The 22,038-nt window shown below is 71.2% G+C and carries 19 protein-coding genes and 1 rRNA gene; 3 read left to right on the top strand and 17 right to left on the bottom strand.

Annotated elements, in window-relative coordinates:
• On the bottom strand, nucleotides 1-762 hold the full coding sequence (locus tag ABIC61_RS07420) for an AraC family transcriptional regulator (protein WP_354029385.1): 762 nt from the start codon (nucleotides 760-762) through the stop codon (nucleotides 1-3).
• A gap of 110 nt (nucleotides 763-872) precedes the next feature.
• Between ABIC61_RS07420 and ABIC61_RS07415 the strand changes: the two genes are divergently transcribed.
• Entirely contained in the window at nucleotides 873-1,646 is a 774-nt protein-coding gene (locus ABIC61_RS07415) for an SDR family NAD(P)-dependent oxidoreductase (protein ID WP_354029384.1), read from the top strand.
• Between the two features lie 108 nt (nucleotides 1,647-1,754).
• Here ABIC61_RS07415 and ABIC61_RS07410 read toward each other — a convergent pair whose 3' ends face one another.
• The 6 genes from ABIC61_RS07410 to ABIC61_RS07385 are packed head-to-tail and all read right to left on the bottom strand — an operon-like array spanning nucleotide 1,755 to nucleotide 5,141.
• Nucleotides 1,755-2,075, bottom strand: coding sequence for a hypothetical protein (locus ABIC61_RS07410; RefSeq protein WP_354029383.1), 321 nt, complete (start codon nucleotides 2,073-2,075; stop codon nucleotides 1,755-1,757).
• Between the two features lie 40 nt (nucleotides 2,076-2,115).
• Complete coding sequence (locus ABIC61_RS07405; RefSeq protein WP_354029382.1) at nucleotides 2,116-2,892, bottom strand: hypothetical protein; 777 nt, start codon at nucleotides 2,890-2,892, stop codon at nucleotides 2,116-2,118.
• Nucleotides 2,892-3,356, bottom strand: a complete 465-nt coding sequence (locus ABIC61_RS07400; RefSeq protein WP_354029381.1) for a hypothetical protein — start codon at nucleotides 3,354-3,356, stop codon at nucleotides 2,892-2,894. Before ABIC61_RS07400 ends, ABIC61_RS07405 begins: the two co-directional genes overlap by 1 nt.
• Nucleotides 3,314-3,619 (bottom strand): hypothetical protein, encoded by a 306-nt coding sequence (locus tag ABIC61_RS07395; protein WP_354029380.1) that lies wholly within the window; start codon nucleotides 3,617-3,619, stop codon nucleotides 3,314-3,316. Before ABIC61_RS07395 ends, ABIC61_RS07400 begins: the two co-directional genes overlap by 43 nt.
• On the bottom strand, nucleotides 3,616-4,827 hold the full coding sequence (locus ABIC61_RS07390; RefSeq protein ID WP_354029379.1) for a glycine zipper domain-containing protein: 1,212 nt from the start codon (nucleotides 4,825-4,827) through the stop codon (nucleotides 3,616-3,618). Before ABIC61_RS07390 ends, ABIC61_RS07395 begins: the two co-directional genes overlap by 4 nt.
• On the bottom strand, nucleotides 4,824-5,141 hold the full coding sequence (locus ABIC61_RS07385; RefSeq protein ID WP_354029378.1) for a DUF6507 family protein: 318 nt from the start codon (nucleotides 5,139-5,141) through the stop codon (nucleotides 4,824-4,826). Before ABIC61_RS07385 ends, ABIC61_RS07390 begins: the two co-directional genes overlap by 4 nt.
• Nucleotides 5,142-5,266: 125 nt before the next feature.
• Here ABIC61_RS07385 and ABIC61_RS07380 point away from each other — a divergent pair, with 125 nt between their 5' ends.
• Entirely contained in the window at nucleotides 5,267-5,551 is a 285-nt protein-coding gene (locus ABIC61_RS07380) for a hypothetical protein (RefSeq protein ID WP_354029377.1), read from the top strand.
• A 181-nt stretch (nucleotides 5,552-5,732) separates the two neighbouring features.
• Here ABIC61_RS07380 and ABIC61_RS07375 read toward each other — a convergent pair whose 3' ends face one another.
• From ABIC61_RS07375 to ABIC61_RS07350, 6 genes are read right to left on the bottom strand one after another with little or no spacing between them, the layout of a single operon-like run.
• The gene (locus ABIC61_RS07375) at nucleotides 5,733-7,838 is read right to left on the bottom strand and encodes a glycoside hydrolase family 36 protein (protein ID WP_354029376.1); all 2,106 of its coding nucleotides are present in this window, start codon (nucleotides 7,836-7,838) and stop codon (nucleotides 5,733-5,735) included.
• Nucleotides 7,835-8,728 carry an ABC transporter ATP-binding protein gene (locus ABIC61_RS07370; protein WP_144750675.1) on the bottom strand — a complete coding sequence of 298 codons (894 nt, stop codon included), beginning with the start codon at nucleotides 8,726-8,728 and terminating at the stop codon, nucleotides 7,835-7,837. The genes ABIC61_RS07375 and ABIC61_RS07370 overlap by 4 nt, the downstream gene beginning before the upstream one ends.
• Nucleotides 8,725-9,579 carry an ABC transporter ATP-binding protein gene (locus tag ABIC61_RS07365; protein ID WP_079238720.1) on the bottom strand — a complete coding sequence of 285 codons (855 nt, stop codon included), beginning with the start codon at nucleotides 9,577-9,579 and terminating at the stop codon, nucleotides 8,725-8,727. The genes ABIC61_RS07370 and ABIC61_RS07365 overlap by 4 nt, the downstream gene beginning before the upstream one ends.
• Complete coding sequence (locus ABIC61_RS07360) at nucleotides 9,576-10,628, bottom strand: ABC transporter permease (protein WP_354029375.1); 1,053 nt, start codon at nucleotides 10,626-10,628, stop codon at nucleotides 9,576-9,578. The genes ABIC61_RS07365 and ABIC61_RS07360 overlap by 4 nt, the downstream gene beginning before the upstream one ends.
• Nucleotides 10,629-10,640: 12 nt before the next feature.
• Entirely contained in the window at nucleotides 10,641-11,630 is a 990-nt protein-coding gene (locus ABIC61_RS07355; protein ID WP_079238718.1) for an ABC transporter permease, read from the bottom strand.
• A gap of 28 nt (nucleotides 11,631-11,658) precedes the next feature.
• The gene (locus tag ABIC61_RS07350; RefSeq protein ID WP_354029374.1) at nucleotides 11,659-13,341 is read right to left on the bottom strand and encodes an ABC transporter substrate-binding protein; all 1,683 of its coding nucleotides are present in this window, start codon (nucleotides 13,339-13,341) and stop codon (nucleotides 11,659-11,661) included.
• 126 nt (nucleotides 13,342-13,467) lie between these two features.
• On the opposite strand from ABIC61_RS07350, the gene ABIC61_RS07345 reads away from it, so the two are divergent.
• A complete protein-coding gene (locus ABIC61_RS07345) occupies nucleotides 13,468-16,032 on the top strand; it encodes a glycoside hydrolase family 2 protein (RefSeq protein ID WP_354029373.1) in 2,565 nt (854 codons plus the stop codon).
• Between the two features lie 160 nt (nucleotides 16,033-16,192).
• On the opposite strand, the gene ABIC61_RS07340 is transcribed toward ABIC61_RS07345, so the two are convergent.
• The 4 genes from ABIC61_RS07340 to rrf form a co-directional block, all read right to left on the bottom strand.
• On the bottom strand, nucleotides 16,193-18,352 hold the full coding sequence (locus ABIC61_RS07340) for an alpha-galactosidase (RefSeq protein WP_354029372.1): 2,160 nt from the start codon (nucleotides 18,350-18,352) through the stop codon (nucleotides 16,193-16,195).
• Entirely contained in the window at nucleotides 18,349-20,364 is a 2,016-nt protein-coding gene (locus ABIC61_RS07335) for a beta-galactosidase (RefSeq protein WP_354029371.1), read from the bottom strand. Before ABIC61_RS07335 ends, ABIC61_RS07340 begins: the two co-directional genes overlap by 4 nt.
• Before the next feature lie 104 nt (nucleotides 20,365-20,468).
• Nucleotides 20,469-21,617: an ROK family transcriptional regulator gene (locus ABIC61_RS07330; protein ID WP_354029370.1), complete on the bottom strand. Its 1,149-nt coding sequence runs from the start codon at nucleotides 21,615-21,617 to the stop codon at nucleotides 20,469-20,471.
• An 85-nt stretch (nucleotides 21,618-21,702) separates the two neighbouring features.
• Nucleotides 21,703-21,819, bottom strand: a 5S ribosomal RNA gene (gene rrf / locus ABIC61_RS07325).
• Nucleotides 21,820-22,038: the final 219 nt, after the last annotated feature.

The raw sequence follows: 22,038 nt of genomic DNA, 5'->3' as shown, positions 1-22,038 counted from the left end.
TCAGGAGTGCGGTCGCCGCAGCGACGACGGAGGTGCCGGAGCCGTCGAGCGCGGCGGTGATGCGCGGTGCCTGTTCGGTCTGGAGCAGACGGAGGACGACCTCGCGGGCGACGAGGGGGAACAGCACGGGGACGTCGTCCAGCCTGGCACAGGTCGTGCGGGTCGGCGACGGTCGACTCGGTACGACATCGCCGACGTCGTGCGACGTCGGACTCGTCGTTCGTTGCGCACGCGCGCATTCGCGGACGCGCGGGAGCGACATTCCTCGGGGGCGTCGAGCAGGGCGAGCAGGCGGGCGAAGGCGTCGGCGAGGGGCGCGGTCCAGGTCCCGAGGCGGGGCACCTCGCCGCCGGCCGGAGCGGCGCGCGCGGACATCGTCGACACGACCTCGCCGACGATCGCCGGGTCGAGGCGCCAGACGGCGGACACGAAGCCGTCGTCCCCGGCGGTGTCCACGACGCCGGCGACGACGGGCAGGTCGACCGGGGTGATGATGAACCGTTCGCGGCCCCAGACCTGGTCGTCGTCGCCCACGATCGAGCGTTTCCGGCCGCGGAGGACGACGGACAACGACGGCACGTACCGGCGGTCGAACGGCCCGGTCGGCTCGTGGACCTCGGAGACGGTGAGGCCGAGGGCGTCGGCCCGGTGCGCGGACCCGGCGCGAGCGGAGGCGGCGTGGTGGTCGGTGCCCAGGACGGCAGCGTGGGCGGACGCGATCGCCGCGGCCCGGTCGAGGTGCTGCGCGGTGAGGTCGTCCACGGCTCCAAGCTACCCAGGCGTCGACCGCGGAACCGTGGGGTGCGGGATCCGGCAAGGTCCTCGTGGATCCGGGCAAGGGCTCGAGTGCCGGGCCGTTCGAGCATCGAGTCATGACCGATGCACCCGCTTCCACCACCACCACCCGTACCGCCCTCGTGACCGGAGCCTCCAGCGGCATCGGCGAGGCCATCGCCCGCGAGCTCGCCGCCGCGGGCGTGTTCGTCGCCGTGCACGGCCGCAACGCCGAGCGCACGAGCGCCGTCGCCGCGTCCATCGAGGAGCAGGGCGGCCGCGCCGTGCCGCTGGTCGCCGACCTGTCTGCCGGGCCGGCCGAGGTCCGTGCGCTCGCGACGGCCGCGACCGAGCGGCTCGGGGGCCACGTCGACGTCCTCGTGAACAACGCCGGCGTCTACCCCGGTGGACCGACGGAGTCCTTGTCCGATGACACCGTCGACGCCCTGCTCGCCACGAACGTCCGCGCGCCGCACGTCCTGGTCGCCGCCCTCGCCCCGTCGATGGCCTCGCGCGGGTCCGGCGTCGTCGTGAACATCGGCTCCTGGATGGCCCGCGTCGGGGTGCCCTTCATGGCGCTCTACCCGGCGACGAAGGCCGCGGTCGAGCAGCTCACCCGTGCCTGGGCCGCGGAGTACGGGCACCGTGGCATCCGGGTGGTGACCGTGGCTCCGGGGGCGACGGCGACGCCCGGTAACGCGGACTCGGCCGACGTCCTCGCGGCCATGACGGAGGGCACACCGGCGGGGCGGCCCGTGCAGCCGGAGGACATCGCGCGGGCCGTGCGCTGGGTGGTGTCGGACGAGGCGGCCTTCGTCACCGGTGGCGCCATCGACGTCGACGGTGGGATCGCCTCGACACGGATGCGCTGACCGTGGCCGCCCGCCCGGGCCGGGTCGGCACGATGGGGGCATGCGCTTCGACGTGGTCCTCGCCCGCTCCGACGGTCCCGCGGTCGCCGCGGAGATCGGTCGGAGCGCTCATCGCTCACGCTCAACGCGGTACCAACGGGGTTGGAGCCGGCGCGGGACGCCGGACAGCAGGATCCACAGGCCGAGCGCACCGGTCAGGGCGGCGGCGACAGCGAACACGAAGGAGAACCCGAAGACCGGCGTCCGGATGAAGCTCGCCGCGAGACCCATCGACAGCACGGCGAGTCCCAACCAGAACCACCCGAAGACGACGTTCCGGTGGAGCCGACCGATCCACGAACGCCAGACACCGGCGTAGGCCAGCGCCCCGAGGCCGCCGAACACGAATCCGATGGCGAACAGGATGAGGACGAATCCGAGCGGGGTCATCCGAACGTCTCCTTCCCCCCGCTTCGGCGAGATCCCGTCGTCAACGATCGTCGCGGGTCACCGCGCCGATGACCTGTCGGACGACCGTCTCGGTTCGGATCGGTCGGAGGGCGACTGCACCGTCGGCCTGGGTGTACCGCTCGAGCCAGCCGAAGCCAGGAACATCGATCGCGAAGATCCCGAACCCGGTCTCTTCGGACCAGCCGAAGACCGACCGCCACCCGGGAGCTTCCCAAGCCCGTCGAAACCACTCCGGATCGTCGGGTGCTGGCACTTCGAGCCCCGATCGGCCGCCGTGCTCCTCGTACCGCGCTTGGAGTGCCGCGAGGGAGACGGTCACGGCCTCCTGCTCTCCGACGAACCACGTCGGTTCCACGGCGATCCAATCGAGGAGGTGTCCGACCGCGCCGGCGACCGAGGTGACCCCGAGGCCGACCCGTCCACCACCGAGTTCGACCCGCATGGCCGCCCGACGCCCATCCACCCAGATCGCGGCGTGGTGCGTCCCCTCTTCAGACTCGATCCGCGTCCGGAGCGAACGAGTGGCGTTCGCGATGATCCCGACGAACTCCGAGCCTGCATCTGACAACGCCCCGAAACGGTTGACCAGCCCGAGCTCCCGAGCGGCTCGACCCTCATCCGAACGGCGAGTGCTGGCGGACACCAGCCCGCGGCTCCGAAGGTGCCAGAGGTGGTCGAAGAGCGACTCCGAGCCCTGCCACTCGAGTCGACATCCGGGCTGGTAGTCGCGTACCCGGTCGAGCGATTCGAGCTCGACGCCGGCCCGCTCGCTGGCAGCAACGTCGATCCGCGGCATCATCGGCTCGTTCCCTCCTGCACGTCGACCAGACGCACGGAATCCATGACCCCTGAGAGCAGCGGTTCGACGGCGGTCCATTCGAGCACGGAGGCGCTGGCTGTCAGGTGGACTGCCGTGTCCCCAGTGGTGATGACGCGTTGGTCGACGATGATCCAGTCCTCGCCGAGCGGGTACCCGAAGAGCAGTCGCGCGCTGGGACCGAGCGCGTGCTCCTGGCGACGGACCTCGAGGACTCGCGTTCCCGGGTGTGCGGCGATGGCAGCAGCCATCATTCCGGAGGACGCCTCGATCAACGACACCGTCGTCGATTCCTGCGCCACGACCACGTTCGGCCGGAACCCGTTGGTCGTCGGGCGTTCGAACACGGTGCCGAAGGTCGCTTCGGTGACGACCCAGCCGTCGGGCAGGTCCGCCGCGATCACGTGCCACTCCGATGCCGGTACCAGCGCGGCGTCAGCCACGCGGGCACACCGAACACGAACAGTCCGACCGCGACGAGGATCAGCACGAACGCCGAGATCATCATGACCGCTGTGAAGACGAACGCGTGCGTCGACAGGAGCGCTGCGAAGACACCCAGGCAGATACCACCGAAGCCGAGGAAAGCGGTCGGGAAGATGCGGTCGGCGCTCCACGAGCGCGTCCAGCTCCGCCAGAGCCCGGTGTAGGCGGTCAGTCCCACGAGCGCGAACGCGCACGACACCGCGATGATCGCCCAGATCACCCGAAGATCCCCTTCCACACGTCGTGCACGCCCTTCGCGAAGTCCGACCCCTGGTACATGTCGTTCAGCTTGTCACCGAGCATCTCGCCACCTGTCCCGCCGAGCCAACCGCCGATCGCGCTCCCGACGATACCGCCCACGACGGTCCCGACCCCTGGGAACAGGGCAGTCCCGATGGCGCCACCGATCCATGCGCCGGCCGCGGCCGCGCCGACCGTCGTGCCTCCCTTGATGACCGTGGTCGTGACCGCGCTCTCGGTCCGGCGTGAGTCGGACCAGTCGGGGTGGTCGACCTCGTCCTCGTGCCACTGGTCGTTCCAGGTCGAGCCGAGAGTGAGGACTGTTCCAGCGGCGCCCAAGACCTTGGTCGCACCCTTGGCTACGTCCGGCATCGCCTCGAGCAGGGCGTTCTTGTCCTTCACCAGGAAGTTGTGCGAGCCGTACCGAGGATCGTCGAGGGGGATGTCGGGCCCCTTCGGCGGGTACGGCTTGGCGATCTCCCCCGGCGCCTGCCACCATGCCTTGCCGTTCGCGTCGAGGAATGACGGCGGCGGGGTGCGCAGCGTGGCTTCGGGGATCACTCCGGCAGGCACCGTGGTGAGCTGGCGCCACCGTTCGAGTGTCTCCTGCGAGATCGACATCCCCGCACCGACGATGGCTCCGGACGTCCCACCGCCGACGAAGCTCAAGAACTTCGAGGCCGCTGACTGCTCGTACGCCTTGAGCGCGTTGATGGCGCCCGCGCATTCCTGATCTGCCTGCAGTGCCGCGGCGTTGAACTGGTCCACGCGTCGCTGCAGGGCATCCTGCTGGTCACGACGCGCGTCCTTCGCTGCCGTGACTTCTTCGTCGGTCGCGCCGACCGGGGTCGATGTGTCGGCTCCGGCGAAGGTGCTGATGTCCGAGAGGAGCGTTGTCCGCTGGGTCTGGAGCGTCTGCACCGTCGTCGAGTACGTGTCGAGGGCGCTCTTCGCCTTCGCCGCTGCGTCGACCAGCCCGACCACGTCCGCATCGATCGGCGACAAGGCGTTCCGGAGCGTGGCCGCTTCTGGCGCGTCGTAGACATCGGACGACCCGAACGCCTTCCACGCGGCCTCGATCGCGTCGGCCTGTGTCTGCGCCGTGCTCGCCGCCGACACCAGGTCCGCACCGACCGACTCGAGCGTCGCGGGGTCGGGCAACTCGTTGACAATGGGGGCGAAGGTCACTGCTCGATCCCCTTGTTCGCATTTGCCGCCATCTCCTCGTCGCCGGCCGCGTACGCGTTCGCGATCGATCGCGCCGCCGCGATGGACGCGGTCACGCGGCTCCCGATCGACGCGAGTCGGATCTCTCCTGGGTTCTGCTTGAACGCGCTGAGTGCCGTCGCGGTGTTCACCGCGCGCGCTGCGAGCGACTCCGCGGCACCGGCGGCGTTCTGCAACGACTGCTCTGCCGTCGCCATGTCAGCGAGAGCGGTCTCGGCGTCCGAGATCGCTCGGTCGAACGCGGCCGGATCGAGCCGCCATCCGTTGATCGCCATGCGGCATCCCCCTCAAGCGCTGCAGTGTGTCGGAACCCGTCGAGGATACCGACACTCTCGGTTGCAGGGAACCTGACGCCCTCGATCGACCCGCTACCGTTGTGTGCGACGAGGGAGGGGATCGTGTGATCTGGATCATCGGCGCGGCCCTGATGCTCATCGGCCTGCTCGGCTACACCGGCCTCTGGCGCTCCTGGGCGAAGGGCGGCCTGTCGTACTGGGTCCTCGGCCTGTTCTGGTTCGGCCTCGGCATCGTCCTCGTGAGCATCGTCCTCGCCCTGCCCGACCGCCCGACTTGGCTCTTCTGGATCCCCGCGGTGATCGCGCTCCTGGGTGCCGCCTCGACCTGGTACCTGCCCCCGGCGCTCACCCCGCGCTGGTTCCGCGCGCTCCGCAGCAGCTGGCGCTGAGCGACGCCGCTCGCGGACGCAGAACGACTTCCCCGAGTTCGTACGACGTCGGAGAAGTCGTTCCGAGTCGGCCCCCGAACACGCACCAACGCATCACCCACCGGACTGGAGGCGCGGCACCTGCCCGCCCCGCGCCTCCAGTCCCAGGACGGGCGCGTCTGCCATCCGACGCCCGCCCTGGTCAGCGCCCCGCGTCCGCCCCCTCCGGCGGCGTGCCCGGCTCGCGCCGGACGCGGAGCACCCGCGCCGTCGGCGTCGCCCCGCCGTGGTCGACGTGCAGCACCCCCGCCGCCGCGTCCCACGAGACGTCCCACGCCCCGAGCTCCGTCGGGAACAACGGCTCGACCGTGACCGTGCGCCCCGCCCACCCCGACAGCGGCAACGACACCGAGGACGACGCGCCGGGCAACGCCCACACCGACAGGTACAGGTCGCCCGACGCAGCGCGCAGCCCGAGCGCGACCCAGGCGTCCTCCCACCCGGGCAGACCGAGCGGCCACTCCGGCAGCGCGGTGTCGATGATCTCCAGCACCTGACGGTGCGCGGCGATCGCGGACCCGAGGACCTCCCGCTGCGCCCCGGACATCGAACTGAGGTACCCCGACAGGTACATCCGCCCGAGCACCCCGTTCACGAGCGACAGCGTGAACAGGTCGTCCGACATCGACGGCGCCGGGTAGGCCCAGTTCCCCGCCTGCTCCGGCAGCATCGCAGCGGGTGCAGCGGCAGCGATCGACGCGTACAGCACCGGGTCCTGCTGGTCCGAGGTGGACTGCAGGTGCAACCGGGACAGCACGGCGGCGTCGGCCCGCATCGCCCCCGAGGCGCAGTTCTCGATGAGCAGCGCCGGGTACCGGGCCTGCACGTCGTCGAGCCAGTCGAGCAGGGCACGCGCGTGCTCGAGCGACCCCGAGAACGGCCCCGTCATCGTGTTGTAGTCCATCTTGAAGAAGCTGATCCCGAGCTCCCCGACGAGCCGGTCGACCACGGCGTCCAGGTGTGCCCGGGCCTCCGGCGAGCGCAGGTCGAGCAGGTGCCGCCCGTGCTCGGCGACCCGAACCCCGCGGTGGTGCACGAAGGCGGTCGACGGCAGCGACGACGCGAGCGGCGAGTGGATCCCGATGACCTCGGGCTCGAGCCAGAGCCCCGCCTGCATGCCCCGCGACCGGATGTGGCCGATGACGAACTCGAGCCCGGTCGGGAACCGCGACGCCGCCGGCTCCCACGCCCCGACGGTGTCCCACCAGTGCCCCTCGGCGTACCAGCCGGCGTCGATGCAGAACAGGTCGGCCCCGGCGTCTGCTGCCGCGTCGACGAGCGGCAGGAGCTTGTCGGTCGTCGGGTCTCCCATGAGGGTGTTCATGTAGTCGTTGAACACCAGCGGCATCGAGGCGTCGACGGGCCGCAGCGACCGCCGTGCCCGCCGCTGCGCCGTGAGCACCTCGAACGCCCCACCGACCGACGAGGCGATCCCGACCGACACCGGCACCGACACGAACGGCCGGTCCGGCGCGACGACGGTCGTCCACTGGTGTTCCTGGTCGGTCGGTCCGCTCAGCAGCAGGTACGCGTGCCGACGGGTCTCCCCCAGCTCGTACAGCCACGGGCCGTTGTGCTCGACCTGCCAGACGAGCGCGTACGAGGCACCGTCCAGCACGCCGATCGGCAGCGCCTCGCCCGTCGACCACGAGCCCCGGTTCTGCACGACGGCACGGCTGCGGGGCGGGTGGTGCTGGGCCTCGCGGTCGATGCGCGCGAGCCCGATCGACCGCAGCGGATCGCTCCGCCACCGGTTCTCGGCCGCCCAGTCGTTGTCGGCGTGCAGCAGCGACAGCTCGTCGACGGTCACGCCCGAGTCCGTCAGGAACGCCCCGGTCGCGAACGACGACACGAAGTCGACGACGTGCTCGCCGCGCTCCGCGCGCACCTCGGTCCACGTCTGGAACGCCGGCACGCCGGCTTCCGTCCGGAAGACGGACTCGGCCTGGAGGCCCGTGGCCGCGTCCTCCTGCAGGATGCGGAACCACAGGTCGGTCCCGTCCTCGTGCACGTGGTGCGACACGGGGCGCAGTCGCGCCCCGATCGTGGAGTCGACGTGCCGGAACCCGCCGGGGAACCGACCGTGCTCGACGGTCGTCAGCTCGACGAGCGGCTGCGGATCGGCGGGTCCGTCGGCGAGCGCCCCTCCGGCCGGCACGAAGGACACGAGCGCCGCGGGCTGGTCGTCGCCGACCCGGAAGCGCGCCGAGAACCCGGGCGTGGTCCAGTCGACGAAGGCCCCGGTCATCGTGCCCCGACCGGAGCCGGTTCGCTCGACACCCACGCACCGATGCCGTGGTCGTAGCAGGTGGTGTTGTCGATCGTCGAGCGGTCGAGCGCCGGCCCGGAGGTCACCCGGCGGTCGGTGCGCTCCGGGTCGGGTGCGGCCTCGGCGAGCAGCCGCGTGTAGTCGTGCTGCGGGTTGAGGATGACGTCGTCCGAGGGCCCGCGTTCGACGACCCGGCCGCGGTACAGCACCAGGATCTCGTCCGAGAAGTGCCGCGCGGTGGCGAGGTCGTGCGTGATGTAGAGCACCGCGAGGTGGTCCTCGCGCTGCAGCCGTCCCATCAGGTTGAGCACGCTGAGTCGGATCGACACGTCGAGCATCGACACGGGCTCGTCGGCGACGAGCACCTGCGCGCCGGGTGCGAGGGCGCGGGCGATCGCGACGCGCTGCCGCTGCCCGCCGGAGAGCTCGTGCGGCCGACGCGAGGCGAAGTCCTCGTCGAGGTTGACGCGGCCGAGCAGTTCCCGGACCTTCTCGGCGGTCTCCTCGGCACCGCGCGCACGGTGGTGCAACTGGAGCGGCCGGGCGATGTGGTGCTCGATGGAGTGGAACGGGTTGAGCGACGCGAACGGGTCCTGGAACACCATCTGCACGTGCCGCCGGTACATGCTGCCGACGACGGGGGTGCCGTCCTCCAACCGGACGTCGATCGAGCCGCGCGTGGTGCTCTCGAGCTTCGCGAGCATCCGGGCGATCGTGGACTTGCCCGACCCGGACTCCCCCACGAGCGCGACGGTGCGTCCGGGCAGGAGCTCGAACGACACGTCGTCGACGGCGCGCAGGGTGGTGCGGCGCAGGCCCTTCCGGGTGTGGAAGTCCTTGCCGAGGTGGCTGACGGTCACACTGGTCACGACGCGACCTCCTCATCGATGCCGGAACGGATGAACCCGCCACGGGCCCCGGACAGGCTCGGGAACGACTGCAGCAGCCGGCGGGTGTAGGGGTGCTGCGGGTCGTGCTGGATCGCGTCGGCGGTGGCGCACTCGACGACCTCGCCGCGGAGCATGATCGCGATCCGGTCGCTGATCTCGAGCAGCAGGGGCAGGTCGTGCGTGATGAACACGACCGCGAAGCCGAGCTCGTCGCGCAGCCGGACGATCTCGCGCAGGATCTCCCGCTGCACGACGACGTCGAGCGCGGTGGTCGGCTCGTCCATGATCATGACCTGGGGTTCGAGCAGCATCGCCATCGCGATCATCACGCGCTGCCGCATGCCGCCGGACAACTCGTGCGGGTACGCCGTGATGCGTGACGGGTCGACCCCGACCCGTCGGAGGGCGTCCTCGGCGATCGCCCGACGTTCCTTGCGGCCCATGCCGCGGCGGTGCTCGACGAGGGCGTCGTCGAGCTGCGCCCGGATGGTGGTGACGGGGTTGAGCGCGTTCATCGCCCCCTGGAACACCATCGACAGCTTCGACCAGCGGACGGCGCGGAGCTGCTCGTCGCCGAGGCCGAGCAGGTCGACGTCGCTGCCGTCCCGGTCGTGGAAGGTGATGCTGCCGGACGCGACCTTCGCCGGCGGCTTGTGCAACCGGGTGATGGCGTAGGCGAGCGTGGTCTTGCCGCAGCCGGACTCCCCCGCGAGCCCGAGGATCTCGCCGGGCGCGAGCGTCAGCGAGACGTCCTTGACGGCGTGCACCGGGTTCTCGGTCTCGTAGACGACGTCGAGGTGGTCGATGGTGAGGACGGCGTCCCGGGTCATCGGGCGACCCCCTTCCGGTCGGTGGCGGTCTCGGGGAGGCGAGTCGTGCCTCCAGTCCGGGCGGCGCGACGCGCACGACGTTCGCGCCGTCGCTGCGCCCGCACGTTCGCGAGTCGCGGGTTGATGACCTCGTCGATGGAGAAGTTGACGAGGGAGAGCCCCATGCCGAGCAGCGCGATGAGGAGCCCCGGCGGGACGAACCACCACCAGGCGCCCTGGGCGAGCGCGAAGCCGTTCTGCGCGTAGAAGAGCATCGTGCCGAGGGTGGACGAGTTCGAGGCGCCGAGGCCGAGGAAGGACAGGCCGGCCTCGCCGAGGATCGCGGCGATGACGGCGAACACGAACTGCGACGCGAGCACCGGCAGCAGGTTCGGCAGGATCTCGACCGCGATGACCCGCCAGGGCCGTTCGCCGGCGACCCGGGCGGCGGACACGTAGTCGCGGTTCCGGATCGACATCGTCTGCGCCCGGAGGACCCGGGCGGATCCGGCCCAGGACGTGATGGCGAGGACGATGGCGATGGTCCAGAGCCCACGTGCCTCCTGCGGGACGAGGCCCGAGATGACGATGACGAGCGGCAGGCCCGGGATCACCAGGAAGACGTTCGAGAAGAGCGAGAACGCCTCGTCCATGATCCCGCCGAGGTACGCGCCGAGGATGCCGAAGAACGCGGACAGCACCGTGGCGAGGACGCCGACGATGAGACCGATCTGCAGGCTGCCGCGGGTGGCGTAGGCGAGCTGGGCGAGGACGTCCTGCCCGGTCTGCGTCGTGCCGAGCAGGTTGTCGGCGCTCGGCGGCTGCATGCCCGAGTCGCGGATGGTGGTCGGGTCGCCGACCAGGAACGGGCCGAGCAGCCCGAACAGCGCGACGCCGACGATGAGCACGATGCCCGTGACGAGCCAGGGGGTGAGCGTGGGGAGGAACCGGCGGATGCCGCCCTTCGGTCGGGGCGCACGGGCGGTCGCGATGCCCCGGGTCGTGCCGGCGTCCGCTTCCTCGGTGAGCGCACCGATGGTGGGTTCCGTCTCCTGTTGGATGTTGGTCATGGTCGTGTCCTCCTAGCTCCGGGCCCGGGTGCGCGGGTCGATGAGCCCGTAGAGCAGGTCGACGACGAGGTTCGCGCCGAGGACCGCCAGGGTGATGAACAGGAAGATGCCCTGCATGAGCGCGTAGTCGTTGTTCGTCACCGCGGACAGGAGCTTCGAGCCGATGCCCGGGTACGAGAACACCTGCTCGGTGACGACGGACCCGGACACGATGAACCCGAGGGAGATCGCGAACCCGGCGACCGACGGCAGCACGGCGTTGCGGGCGGCGTAGTTGCGGAGGACCTTGCCGTGCGGCAGGCCCTTCGCCATCGCCGTCGTGATGTAGTCCTCCGACAGGGTGGACACCATCATGTTCCGCATGCCGAGCAGCCACCCGCCGAGCGAGGCGAGCACGATCGTCGCCGCGGGGAGCACCCCGTACTTGAGCGCCGACATGAGGAACTCGCCGTTGAACCCGGGCGTGAGGGTGACGTCGTAGCCGCCCTGCGCCGGGAACAGGTGGATCCCGGTGGCGAAGAAGTACACGAGGATGAGCGCGAGCCAGAAGTACGGCACCGCGGCGAGCAGGGTGGTGGCCGGCACGAACGAGTCGAGCCAGGTGCCCGGCCGCCAGCCGACGAAGGCGCCGAGGGCGACCCCGATGACGGCGGCGAGCACGGTGGCGATGCCGACGAGGGCGATCGTCCACGGCAGGGAGCTCCCGATGACCTCGGTCACGGGTGCCGGGAAGTAGCTCACCGACACCCCGAGGTCACCGCGGAACACGTTGCCCAGGTACTGGCCGTACTGGGCGAGGATCGGTTCCGAGGTGTTGCCACCGAGGAGCAGCTCGTACGCCTGCCGGGTCGCCGGGGTCACCTGTCCGCCGCGCTGCTGGAGCTTGGCGAGCAGGATGTCCACCGGGTTCCCGGGCAGGAGCCTGGGGATGATGAAGTTCAGCGTCAACGCCGCCCAGAGGGCCACGATGTAGAAGCCGATCTTTCGCAGGAAGTAGTGCATACGAGCGCTCCTCGGTCGCAGTCCGCCGTCAGCCCTTGGCGGGCTTGAGCGCCTTGAAGATCTCGGCGTTGTCCGGGCTCGCCCAGACCGCCGGGAACGCGTACAGGTCGTCCTTCGTCGGCCAGCCGGTGAACTTCGCCGCGTGGAACTCGCTCGTCGTCCCACCGGTCATGATCGGGATGTACGGCATGTCCTCGACGACGTGCTGCTGGATGACGTCGAGTTCGGGCTGGGTCGCGGCGGTGTCCTCGGGGTTGATCGTCGCGAGCTTCGTGAGCGCGGCGTCGACCTCGGGGTTGCTGTACCGGGCGATGTTCATCGGGGCTGCTTCGCCGACCTTGGCGGTGTTCGCGGTCGAGAAGTAGTTGTTGTACAGGTAGTACGGGTTCGCGGTCGGGCCCTGGCCGAGCGAGTCGATCGCGAGCTGGTACGTGCCCTTGGTCTTCTTGTCGGTCCACTCGTTCCAGGACGACTGCTGCGCCTTGAGCTCGATGCCCGCGGCCTTGAGCTGCTGCGTCATCGTGTCGATCGCGGTGATGTAGTCGGTCCAGCCGGTGACGACCTCGACCGTCAGGGACAGCTTCTTGCCGTCCTTGGCGTAGATGCCGTCGGCGCCCTTCGTGTAGCCGGCGCCCTCGAGCGAGGCCGCGGCGGCCTTGGTGTCGGCACCGTCCGGCAGCACGGCCGGCGAGATGTCCTTCGAGATCGTGTCCTTCTGCGTCGTGGTGAGCGCGAAGGTCGGCGAGATCTCGCTGGCCGTGTTCGAGAACGCGAGCGAGTTGAGCTGCTTTCGGTTGATGGCGTCGGCGATCGCGTGGCGGACGGCCGGGTCGGTCTGCGGCCCGGTGCAGCCCATCGCGGTCGACGAGCAGGTCAGCAGCGCCATCTGGTTCTGGCCGACGGTGATGCCGTCGTAGCCCTGGTAGTGCGCGGGGATGTCGTCCATGTTCGGGACCGGGCCGGTCTGCCAGTCGATCGACCCCTGCGACAGGGCGTCGGCGCCGGCGGTGTTGCCGGACAGCGACAGGTAGCGGATGGTCTTCACGGCCGGGGCGCCGTCCCAGTACTTCTCGTTCGCCTCGAGGGTGAAGGCCTGCGCCTTGAAGTTCCCGAGCGTGTACGGCCCGGTGCCGACCGGCTTCCGCACGACGTCAGTCGTCGGGTCGATGTCCTTCCACAGGTGCTCGGGCACGATCCAGGTCTTGCCGAGCAGGTTCGGGCCGAGCACGAACGACGGCTTGGCGAAGGTCACGACGACCTTGCTGTCGCCCTCGGCCTTCGCGGTGCCGTCGTACCCGATCGAGTTGAGGGCCTTCTGCTTCTTGAGCATGTCGAGCGTGAACACGACGTCCTTCGAGGTGAAGGGCTCGCCGTCGCTCCAGGTGGCGCCGTCGCGCAGGGTGATCGTCAGCTGCGTGCCGTCACCGTTCCACTCGTACGACTTGCCGAGGAGCGGCTTCGGGTCGTTCGTGTTCACGTTCGTGATGAAGAAGAGCGACTCGTAGATCGTCCCGACGCCGCCGATGTTGGACGGCGACCACGGGTTGAAGTTGATCTGGTAGTCGCCGGACTGTCCGGTGTATGCGATGAGGGTCGAGTCCGAGGCGCCGGTGCTGGCGGTGCCGCTGGAGCTGCAGCCGCTCAGCGCGAGGCCGGCGGCGAGGAGAACGGCCGCGCCGATGGCGAGCCGTGAACGGGTTGGGTTGAACATCGTTGTCCTCTCGGTCTGCGTCGTCGCAGGATCCACGTTGTGAGCGTGATTGTTACACGCCTAAACTAAGTCGGTCAAGGGGTCGCGCACGACCCCGCGGACGGACCCCGACGCTGAGGAGACGCGATGGAGCGGACCACCCTGGACGGCACGTGGACGGTCGAGGCGGTGACCGGGCCGGAGGAATCCGAGCGGCACCGCGACCCGGTCGAGGCGGTGGTCCCCGGCTGCGTGCACACCGACCTGCTCCGAGCGGGGCGGATCCCCGACCCGTTTGACGGCGACGACGAGGCCGCGACGCAGTGGATCGGCGACACCGTCTGGCGCTACCGCCGCACCTTCGAGTGGAGCGCCCCGGACGAGACCCGCCACGACCTCGTCGCCGACGGACTCGACACCCTCGCCACCATCGAGGTGAACGGCATCGTCGTCGCGACGACCGCGAACCAGCACCGCTCGTACCGCTTCCCGGTCGGGCACCTGCTCCGGCCGGGCACGAACGAGGTCGTCGTCACCTTCGACGCCCCGGTCCCCGCCGCCGAACGCCTGTCCGCCCTGCACGGCGGCGAGCTCCCCCACGTCAACCACCACCCGTACAACGCGCTCCGGAAGAACGCGTCGAACTTCGGGTGGGACTGGGGCATCGACGTCGCCACGAGCGGCATCTGGCGGTCGATCGGCATCGAGTCCTGGAGCGGCGTCCGCATCGCGGCCGTCCGCCCCCTCGTCGACGTGGACGGCACCACCGGCGTCCTCACGGCGCACGTCGACGTCGAGCACGCCGGTTCCACCGGCGCCTTCGCGCAGGCCATCGGCAGCGCGCCCGTCACGTCCGCGGGTGGTGACGGCACGGTCGGACTGGAGGCGCGGATCACCGTGGCCCCGCACCGCGCGTCCGCAGCGTCGGCCGGTTCCGGCACCGTGCCTCCAGGCCGCGCAGCGTCTCGACCGGTGGTCGACGGCTCGGCGACCGTGCGTCTGGAGGTGCCCGACGTCGCGGTCTGGTGGCCGCGCGGCGAGGGCGACCAGCCGCTGTACGACGTCCGCGTCGCGGTCGGCGACGACGTCTGGAACGGCCGCGTCGGCTTCCGCACCGTGACCCTGGACACCGCGGCCGACGCCGGCGGCGCGCCGTTCCTGCTCCGGGTGAACGACCGCCCGGTGATCGTCCGCGGGGCGAACTGGATCCCGGACCACGCGTTCCTGACCGAGATGACGCCGGAACGGTACGCGGCGCGGATCGACGACGCCGTCGAGGCGAACGTGAACCTGCTCCGGATCTGGGGCGGCGGGATCTACGAGTCCGACGACCTGTACGACCGGTGCGACGAGCTCGGGATCCTGGTGTGGCAGGACTTCCTGTTCGCGTGCGCCGCCTACGCCGAGGAGCCCTGGCTCGCGGACGAGGTCGAACCCGAGGTCCGCGAGGCCGTCACGCGCCTCAGCCCGCACCCGTCGCTCGTGGTGTGGAACGGGAACAACGAGAACCTCGTGGCCTACGCCGAGTGGGGCTGGCGGCCGTCGCTCGTCGGGCGGACCTGGGGCAACGGGTACTACCGGTCGCTGCTGCCCTCCATCGTCGCGGAGCTCGACCCGAGCCGGCCGTACACACCGGGCAGCCCGTTCTCGTTCGACGAGTACCTGACACCGAACGACGAGCGCAACGGGAGCGTGCACATCTGGGACGTCTGGAACCGGCTGGACTACCGCGCCTACGCCGACTGGCAGCCGCGGTTCGTCGCCGAGTTCGGGTTCCAGGGGCCGCCCGCGTGGTCGACGCTCACCGCCGTGGTGCACGACGAGCCGCTCGACCCGGACGGCCACGAGATGCTCGTGCACCAGAAGGCCGACCACGGCAACCGGAAGCTCGCCGACGGGATGCGCGGGCACCTGCCGACGCCCGCTCCGGGCTCGGCGTGGCGCATCGAGGACTGGCACTTCGCCGCGCAGCTCAACCAGGCGCACGCGATCCGCTTCGGGATGGAGTGGTTCCGCTCCCGGACGCCGGACAACACCGGGATGATCGTGTGGCAGCTCAACGACGACTGGCCGGTCGTGTCCTGGGCGCTCGTCGACCACGCGGGCATCCGGAAGCCGGTCTGGTACGCGGTGCGGCACGCCTACCAGCCGGTGCTGCTGACCGTGCAGCCCGGGTCGTCCGGTGCGGCGTCGTCGGCTGGCGCGCTCGACGTCGTCCTCGTGAACGCCTCGGGTGCGCCCGTGTCCGACGAGGTCACGGTGTCCCGCGTCGCGTTCGACGGCACCGTCCTCGAGTCGTCGTCGTTCCCGCTCGCCGCCGGCCCGGCCGACGCCGCGCGCGTGTCCCTGCCCGAGGCCCTCGCGGTCCCGGGCGACGCCGCGTCCGAGGTGCTCGTCGTCACCGGTGCCGGCACCCGCACGGTGTTCGACCCCGCCGAGGTCGTCGACCAGGTGTTCGCACCGTCCCCGCTCGTGGCGTCGGTGGAGTCCACCGCGGACGGCGCTCGGGTGACCGTCACGGCGACGTCCTACGCCCGGGACGTGTCGCTGTTCCCGGACCGGGTCGACGCCCGGGCGCGGGTGGACGAGGGGCTCGTGTCGTTGCTCGCCGGGGAGTCGGTGGTGTTCACGGTGACGGGCGCTCCCGGCATCGACACCGCGGCGCTCGCGGGCCCGCTCGTGCTCCGGCACGCAGGCCAGCTGCGCGCCTGAGTCCGGGCGCCGGGCCCGGCCGGGCGCCGCCGGGCGCCGCCGGGCGCGGCCCGGGGCCGAGTCTCGCGTCCAGCGACCGATCTCGTGGCTTCGAGCCCGAGATCGGTCGCCGGGGCCGAGTCTCGCGGCCGGCCGGCTGACCAGCCGACCGGCCGACCACTCAGATCGCCTGGGCCTCGAGCACGAGGGCCGTGCCGGGTGCGAGGGCGAGCATCCGGACGCCGACGTCCTCGAGCACGGCGCCGGAGAGCTCCAGGCTCCCCCGCTCGAGCCACGGCGTCCGGGTCACGTCGACGCCCTTCGGTACCCGCAGCCCGGTCACCGGTGCGATCCGGTAGCGCCGCGCCCGGTCGAGCCCCCGCAGTCGGAGCGGCACGGCGAGCGACCTCGGCCCGGTGACGATCCGGGCGACCCGCACGAGGGCACGGTCCCGGTCCGCCCCGACCACCAGCGTGGCGTCGAGCCCGGGGTCCCCGAGGTCCAGGTGGTGCACCCGCCCGGAGTGCAGCAGCCCGCGCTCCCGCTTGTACAGCGCGGTCCACTCCCGCAGCCGGTCGAGCTCCGCGGGGCTGCACCGCGTGACGTCGGTCTCGATGCCGGCGCTGCCGAACAGCGACACCGCCATCCGGAAGTCCAGGTCCAGGTGCCGTCCGGTGGTGTGGGAGACCTCCGGTCCGACGTGCGAGCCGATGAGTTCGAGCGGCAGCAGGAGCTCCGTCCAGCGCTGGATCGGCAGGCGTTCCATCGCGTCGTTCGAGTCGGAGGCCCACACCCGGTCGGTGCGCTCGAGCACGCCGAGGTCCACGCGGGCACCGCCGGAGGCGCACGCCTCGATCTCGAGCCACGGGTGCCGTCGGCGCAGCTCGTCCATCACGGCGTACACGCCCCGGGTGTGGGCGTCGAGGCCGACCCGTCCCGCGTGCACGGTCTGCACGACGTCGCGGTTCTGGTCCCACTTCACGAAGTCGACGTGGTGCTCCCCGATCACCGCCGACATCCGGTCGAGCACGTGCTCGCGGACGTCCGCGCGGGCGAAGTCGAGCACGTACTGGTGCCGCCAGGTCCGGGTCTCCTCGGGTGCCTGCAGGAACCAGTCCGGGTGCTCGACCGCGAGGGCGGACACCGGGCTGACCATCTCCGGCTCGAACCACAACCCGAACTCCATGCCGTGGGATCGGACGCCGGCGACGAGCGGGCCGAGGCCGTCCGGCCAGACCTCGGCGTCGACGGTCCAGTCGCCGAGCGCGGTGGTGTCGGAGCGGCGGCCGGTGAACCAGCCGTCGTCGAGGACGAACCGCTCGACCCCGACGTCGGCGGCGACCCGCGCCAGGGCGAGGAGCGGCTCGAGCTCCTGTCGGAAGTAGACGGCCTCCCACGTGTTGAGCACAACCGGACGCGGTGTCCGCGGGTGCCCGGGCCGGGCGCGGAGGGAGTCGTGCGACCGCGCGGCCAGCCCGTCGAGCCCGGCGTCGCTCCACACGAACACGGTGTCCGGCGCGGTGAACGTCTCGCCGGGCGCGAGCACGATCTCCCCCGCGCGCAGGAGTTCCCCGGCGCCGAGCACCGGCCGGGCCTCGGCGAGCCGGTCGTACCGGTGCACGGAGTCCGCGCTCCACGCCGGGTGCACTGCCCAGAGCTCGCCGGTGGTGTCGTCGAAGCCCGCGGTGCCGAGCACCGTGAGCGTCGGGGCGTCGTGCCCGGTCCGGCCCCGGCGGCTCTCCCGCACGTGCACGCCGTCCGTCATCGCCCGCCGTTGCGGGGTGCGCTCGCGCGTCCATCGTCCGGCCAGGTCGAGGACCTCCGCCGCACGCTCCCCCACGGGGAGCACCGCTTCGAGCGCCTGCACCTCGACGGTCCCCGCGCCGGTGTTCGTCAGCGCGTGCCGGACGCGCAGGACCCCGGCGTCGTCGAGCACGTACGCGCTGTGCAGCGACACGTCGTCCGACACCGCGTCGACCGTCAGGACCCGGTCGTCGGCAGCGACGACGACGTCCCGCCAGACCGGCACGAGCGGACGCCCGTCGACCTGTCCGGCGAGGGCCGGCCGGCCCTCCCACCCGTCGTGTTCGGTCGGCAGCACGGTCAGCGGCCACGCGGCGTCGAACGCGCTCGGCGACACCGCCCGTGCGAGCGCCAGGACGAGGTCGTCGGCGTCCTCGGGCACCACGTCACCGACGTCGCGACCCCAGTGCAGCACCTCGGGCAGTCCGTCGATGCGGGCGGCGACCACCAGGCTCGTCCCCGCGGCACGCAGCACGTGCACCCGCACGGCGGCGGCGGGCACCACGGTGGTCACCTCGTCGCCGTCGAGCACGGTCATGCCGTCGCCGCCTCGAGCAGGACGCGGACGCCGCCGGCGGGCACGACGGTCTCCGGGCCGTGCCCGGAGCCGTCGAGCAGATCGGTCCCGGCGGCCGACAGGGTGACGTCGTCGGGGCGGTGGTTCAGGAGGAACAGGATCCCGGTGCCGTCCTGCCGGACGCGACGCACTGCCTCCAGGCCTGGAGGCGCGGTGACGGTCCGCGCGATCGCTCGCTCCTCGACGATCCGGTCCGCGATCCGCTGCACGCCGTCCGCGTCGAGCATCGCCGAGACGTACCAGGCGCCGCCGCCGGCGGCGCGGCGCGTGACCGCCGGACGGCCCGCGAGCGGGCCGTCGACGTGGCGGAGGACGACCTCGGCGTCCTCGACGACGAGGTCCTCGGCCCAGTCGGTGACGACGGTACCGTCGTCGAGCAGGACCCGGTCGTCGCGCTGCAGCGGGGTGAACTCCTCGGCCCACACGCCGAGCACGTCGCGGAACGCCCCCGGGTAGCCGCCGGTGCGGACGCGGGCGGTCTCGTCGACGATCCCGGAGGCGTAGGTGACGAGGAGCGTGGCGCCCCGGTCGACCACGGCGCTGATGCGCGCGGCGCCCGCGTCGTCGACGACGAAGAGCGTCGGGAGGACGACCACGTCGTACCCGGAGAGGTCGGCGTCGATCGGCACCACGTCGGTGAGGACCTGGCGGCGCCAGAACGCGGTGTGCCAGGCGCGGAGTTCGTGGCCGTAGCGGAGCCCCCGGTGCGGCTTCAGCCCGGACTGCAGCGCCCAGCCGGACGGCTCGTCCACGACGATCGCGACGCGCGCGGGTTCGACGGGGGCACCCTTCGCGGGGCCGAGCGCGCGGAGGGCCCGGCCCAGGGCACAGACCTCGCGCCAGACCCGGCTGCGGGTTCCGGCGTGCGGCAGCATCGCGGAGTGGAACTGCTCGGCGCCGGCGGTGGACGCGCGCCACTGGAAGAAGAGGGCGCCGTCGGAACCGCGGGCGACGTGCGCGAGCGAGTTCCGCAGGATCTCGCCGGGCTCCTTCGCACGGTTCCGCTGCTGCCAGCTCGGGCCGCCGGTCGAGTGCTCCATGAGCAGCCACGGGGTGCGGTCCCGCGTGATCCCGCGCATCCGGTCGGCCGAGGCCGCGAGGTCCTCGGCGCGGTCGGGGTCGTCGACGAGCGTGTAGTGGTCGTTCGCCGGGATCGCGACGTGCTTCGCCCACTCGGCGTAGTCGACGACCTGCGAGCCGGCACCGACCATGAAGTTCGTGGTGACGGGCGCCTCGGAGTGCTGCTCGATCACGGCGCGCTCGGCCTCGTAGTAGGCGAGCAGCGCGTCGGACGAGTACCGCTCGAAGTCCAGGGCGAGGCCGGGGTTCGGCGCACCGCCGACGCCGCGCGGCGGGGACACCTCGTCGAAGGACGTGTAGGTGTGGCCCCAGAAGGCGGTGCCCCACGCGGCGTTCGCCGTGTCGACCGTCTGGTACTTCGCGCTGAGCCACCGCCGGAAGTCCGCCGCAGACACCTCGCAGTGGCAGCGCCCGTTGCCGCCGCCGAGCTCGTTGCTCACGTGCCAGAGCCGAACGGCCGGGTGCTGCCCGTAGCGCGCGGCGATCGCCTCGACGATCCGGAGCGCGTGCTCGCGGAACACCGGGGACGCCGGGCACCAGCCGAGCCGGCCGCCCGGGCGTTCGCGGCGCTCGGTCGCGTCGACGGGCAGGACTTCGGGGTGCGCCGTGAGCAGCCAGTTCGGCGGCGCGGCGGTCGGGGTCGCGAGGTCGACCGCGATGCCGTTCTCGTGCAGCAGGTCGAGGACCTCGTCGAGCCACTCCCACGTGTACTCCCCCGGGGCACGCTCGAGCAGCCCCCAGGAAAACACCCCGACCGTGACGAGGTTCACGCCAGCCTCGCGCATGAGCCGGACGTCCTCGCGCCAGACCTCGCGGGGCCACTGCTCAGGGCTGTAGTCACCGCCGAACGATAGGTCCTCGGTGGGCCAGGGCACGGAACGGGCAGGGGTCACGACATCTCCTTCGACGGTGGACCCGAACAGCATCCCGCCCGTCAGAGGCGTTTGTCAACTTGCGTAACTAAGTCGCTCGTGCCTCGTTGCTCCTGGCTCGTGGCTCAGAACCGCAGGAGTCTCCGCACGGCGAGCACGGCGGCCGCCCGGGCCCATTCCGAGAACTCGAACGGCTGCACGACCACGGTGACCGCGGGTTCGTAGGGACGGAGCCCGTTCCGGAACGCGGCGTCGACCTCGGCACGGGCGATGTCGTACACGGGCAGGCCGTCACCGGTCAGGACGATCGACTCCGGGTCCACCAGCGTGACCACGGTGGACAGGAGGACCCCGAGGGCCGTCCCGGCGTCCCGGAAGGCCTGCAGTGCGGCTTCGTCCCCCGCCCGTGCGAGGTCCACAACGGCACTGTAGTCGGAGTCGTCGTGTCCGGCGTTCCGCGCGATGATCGAGCTCGGGAGGTACCCGGAGACGCAGCCCTCGTGCCCGACACCGCAGTCCGGTCCCCCGCCGTACACCGGCAGGTGCCCGACCCGACCGAAGCGACCGTGGGCACCCTCGGAGACCTCGCCGTTCGTGACGAGGCCGAAACCCACGCCGGCACCCACCGTGACGAGGGCCATCGAGCCCACGCCGGCGCCGGCGCCGATCCAGTGCTCCTTGGCCGTCAGGGCGTCGACATCGTTCACCGTGAACGTCGTCAGCCCGGTCCGCGCCTCGAGCATGGACGACAGCGGGACGTCCCGCCACCCGAGGAACTGCGACACCTCGACCACCGTCACACCGTCACGGGTGACCACGTCGCCCGGGACCGAGACGCCGAGCGAGGAGATCGCCGGCGATGCCGCACGGAGCCGCTCGGTCACCTCCGCCACCTGCTGCACCAGTGCATCGGGGGAAGGATCCCGCAGCGTCTCCTCGTGCAGGGCCAGGACCCGTCCCGCGAGGTCCGTCACCGCGGCGTACAGCCGGTCCTGGGTGAGCTTCACGCCGAGGAACTCCCACACGCCCTCACTCGTCCGGAGCAGCTCCGACGGACGACCCGTGGCTCCGCGGACGTCCGTGCCGACCTCGATGACGAAGCCGTGCTCCTGGAGCGTCCGGACCGCCCGCGTAAGGCTCGCCCGCGACAACCCGAGCGCACGCGCGATCTCGGCACGGGAGAGCACCCCGTGCACGAGGATCTCGCGCAATGCCGCCCGCGTGGCATCGGTCAACACCGGCCAGGTGGCTGCACGGTCGAGCTGGTTGGTCATCGGCTGATCCTATTGCCAGACCCCCGGGAACGCAGAAAACCCCTGACCAGTACTGGTCAGGGGTTCCCTGGTGTTACCAAATTAAGTCCGGCGGCGTCCTACTCTCCCACAAGGTCCCCCTTGCAGTACCATCGGCGCTGAGAGGCTTAGCTTCCGGGTTCGGAATGTGACCGGGCGTTTCCCTCTCGCTATGACCACCGGAACACCTTCGACCCAATCGCTTGGAATCAGAAAGCTGTTCCGCGCATGCGCGGTGTTCAGTTTCTTGTTCCCGATCGTCTGTCGGGAACCACAAAGTGGACGCGAGCCCCACACCCGAAGATGTGGGAAATAGTTGTGTTGTCAAGTCTTCGGCTTATTAGTACCGGTCAGCTCCACGGGTCGTTAGTCCCCGCTTCCACATCCGGCCTATCAACCCAGT

This window comes from Curtobacterium sp. 1544 (assembly GCF_040544915.1).
GTDB classification, from domain to species: domain Bacteria; phylum Actinomycetota; class Actinomycetes; order Actinomycetales; family Microbacteriaceae; genus Curtobacterium; species Curtobacterium pusillum_C.
The sequence above is the reverse complement of the archived record's forward strand: the minus strand, read 5'-3'. Positions and strand labels throughout refer to the sequence as shown.